This window comes from Dehalococcoidia bacterium, assembly GCA_028711995.1.
Classification (GTDB): domain Bacteria; phylum Chloroflexota; class Dehalococcoidia; order SZUA-161; family SpSt-899; genus JAQTRE01.
The window spans coordinates 1-3,332 of sequence record JAQTRE010000211.1; the positions used below are offsets into that span (position 1 = coordinate 1).

The following is a 3,332-nucleotide window of genomic DNA, read 5'->3' on the forward strand; positions in this document are numbered from 1 at the left end:
CACCCTCCAAGAAAGTGGTTCTTCCGCTGTATGGCGACTTAAGAACGGGAATGCCATCGGTTTGGCTCAGATTCCTCCGACTGAGCCAAAGAATTTCATTTACCCTTACCTGTCGAAGCGAAAAGTTGTTTCCTATAGTGAAAAGATTAATGAAGGGATTGTTAATAGTGTCACAGAGAACTTCCAGAACCTCTATTCGAAGGTAGATCGGTTGTCGAATCCGAGACATCCAAAGAATAATGTCTACATGCAGGCGTGCAAGGACACCGTAGGATTTGAAATCACAGCTGCGGCCTCTCACAATGGGAAACAAGCCGTTTATATGGTTGGAGATTTTGATACCATCCCACTTAGTTCAATGGGAGAAGGTGTTGCCAATATACTGGGATTTCTGGTCGACTTGTGCATCGCTAAAGACAAGCTATTTCTGGTGGAAGAACCCGAAAATGATATCCATCCGAAGGCACTAAAAAGTCTTCTTGGCTTGATCTCCAAGTCGTCGCGGGATAACGGGAACCAGTTCATTATCACCACGCACTCAGACATAGTTGTGCAGTATCTAGGAGCAGAGAAAGACAGTAAGATGTTCAATGTATCCATCGAGATGCGGGAGGGTGAGGTTCCCACATCAACCGTTGTTCCTGTAGATGATACCCCGGAAGCAAGAAGACATTTATTGGACAGTTTGGGATACGCACTTACCGACCTCGATTTGTGGGATAGCTGGCTTTTTCTCGAGGAATCCTCAGCAGAGAGAATCATCAGGGATTACCTGATAGGCTGGTTTGCACCGGGTCTTAGCCGTAAACTTCGGACTTTTTCCGCCAGAACGCGTGATGAAGTGGAGCCAAAGTTTGAGGATTTCAACAATCTTTTTGTGTACCTGCATCTTCAGCCGACTTATAAGAACAAGGTCTGGGTAATTATCGATGGTGGGGAAAAGGAAGAGAAGATTATTGAAAGGTTACGGAAGGCCTACAAGTCAAGCAGCTGGAGTGAAGATCACTTTCTTCAGTTTGGGGAGCATGATTTCGAGAACTACTATCCTGAGCCGTTCACGGAGAAAGTTGCACAGGTTTTGGCTAAGTCAAACGGCCAAAAGAAACAAGCTGACAAAAAGGCTCTCCTTGAAGAAGTATTAACCTGGATTGCACAAGACGAAGAGCAGGCTAAAGCCGCATTTGAGATTTCTGCTAAGGACGTTATTGAAAAGCTGAAGCTTATTGAGGCTGCTATAGGCAAAGGCTAGGGCGCAAAGTATTGCGCCCCTACAGAACCTTCTCCTTCGCCAGACTCAGGATAGACCTAATTTCATCCATCCCATCAAGGGGGGGCAGAGAGTGCAGAGAAGCGTCTCTGCCGGGGTTTTAGGGGTGTCCCCTAAGTTTTCTCTTTCTCCCCCTCTCCTTGAGGAGAGGGGATACGGGACGCAATCGACAACTCTGATCCTCCTTTCAGCTTAATGATCGTTCTGTATGTGGTACTGCCGAAGAAGAGAAACCGATGAGGTTCGCTTCGGGGCTTTCACTGGGCATGTCATAGTCGAAGGTACACGCAGAACATTACTGTCGAATATGTGGGCGTTACCCGGTCACTAGGACAAACTGAGTGCCGATGGTAAAAGAGCGCTCGCTCATCTCTTGGCCACTCAAGCAATCAGAGCCCAGCCAGTAATGGTGAAGTCCCGGCCAAGATCATGGATATCCGGCGGTAGCATGCCTTGCAGGTTATTCTGGCTTTTCTGGCTTGGTTGAGGTCACTCGGAGAACAACTCCGCATCTGACCCGCACCGGCGGAATTTCGAGATCGAAATTCTGGCTTTCTGGGTATTTAAACCCGGGTGGCATCCTGGCTACTTGGCTGGGTACTTTGCCCAGGTTTCATTGGACATTCATAGATGATCTTCCTGTCTGATGATGTTGACCCAGACCCGAGTCGAGAAAATGCAGCGATGAGATTCGGGAACTTCAGATGAAGAATCTCACTCAGAGGTCGTCAGAGGAAGTTCGAGATCCACGAGTAACAGCGGTGGCAGCATGCCCTACGGGTTTACTCTGGCTTTTCTGGCTTGGTTGAGGTCACTCGGCGAACAACTCCGCATCTGAGCCGCACCGGCGGAATTTCGAGATCGAAATTCTGGCTTTCCGGGTATTTAAAGCCGGGTGGCGTCCTGGCTACTTGGCTTGGTACTTTGCCAGGTTTCATTGGACATTCATGGATGATCGTCCAAGTCTGATGAGGTTGACCCAGACCCGAGTTGAGGAAATGCAACGATGAGATTCGGGAACTTCAGATGAAGGATCCCACTCAGAGTTCGTCAGAGGAAGTTCAAGGTCCTGATTTCTGGGATACATCGGTGAGTTGTCCATTTGCTCAGCATTGGGCATTCCGGGCACTATTGAAACTGTCTTCTGACTCTACCCACCAAAGAATCCTGGTTCGGTGCTTCACGGGAGTTGATTATGGGAAAGGTGACGGCCAATCAGGATGAGTCGTGATGGCAATTATACATGGGCTCATTATAGTTTGCCGAATCTCGTTAGAAAACGCGAAAAAGCCGTAATAAACCCATGTTCTCTAACCACGGTTTATAACTCCATCTGATCAGCCAGCATGGTCGGGGCATCCATCTGAGCCCCGACTTGTAGAGTCGCTTCATGGATATCGCCAAGAGGCTGCGCTGTCTTTGTCTGCTATGTGTTTTGACCTCTCGCTTTCAAGCAATAGTCGAAAGAGCATTTTGACTATTTGCGGTTTCACCGCTACATCGGCGGAAGCATCAACTGAAATTCAAGGCTACGGGGATACTCCTCTCCTTCTCTCTGACCCCATGTCGATCCACATCAATGAGACAATCTATACGATTGTTGCTCGCTTCGAGACGGCAACTGTCGAATGCAAGACATCTTGGCCAGTTGCTCGATTCGACGAAGAAGTACAGGCGAAAAAGAAGAAATGGACGAGGAGTTCGAGCAGGGAGTCTGTCTCAAAATTAGGTGAGTGCGGCAGACATACTGATTCGACTTAGCGCCTAACCAGTGTGTCTGCCGCACAAATCCTTTGGGGCAAGTCGTCTAATATACTAAACGGCTTCGCCCTGCAGCTGATTTAACTTACAGAAAGTAGCTTTTTCTCTCTGCGCCGCTCGCGGAAACCATCCACCAGACTATAGACCACCGGAATGACCAAGAGAGTCAGCGCTGTTGAACTGAACATCCCGCCGATGACTACAACGCCTAACTCAGCAGCAATCATTGTTCCCGAACTTGCCCCCAGCGCCAGTGGAATCATAGCAAAGATGGTAGTCATCGCTGTCATCAAAATCGGACGCA

General features: G+C 48.5%; 2 protein-coding genes. One reads left to right on the forward strand and one right to left on the reverse strand.

From position 1 onward, the window contains the following. Positions 1–1,249: AAA family ATPase (locus PHV74_15610; protein ID MDD5095780.1), on the forward strand; the 1,249-nt coding region annotated here is incomplete at its 5' end. Between the two features lie 1,859 nt (positions 1,250–3,108). Here PHV74_15610 and PHV74_15615 read toward each other — a convergent pair. After that, positions 3,109–3,332: efflux RND transporter permease subunit (locus tag PHV74_15615; GenBank protein ID MDD5095781.1), on the reverse strand; the 224-nt coding region annotated here is incomplete at its 5' end.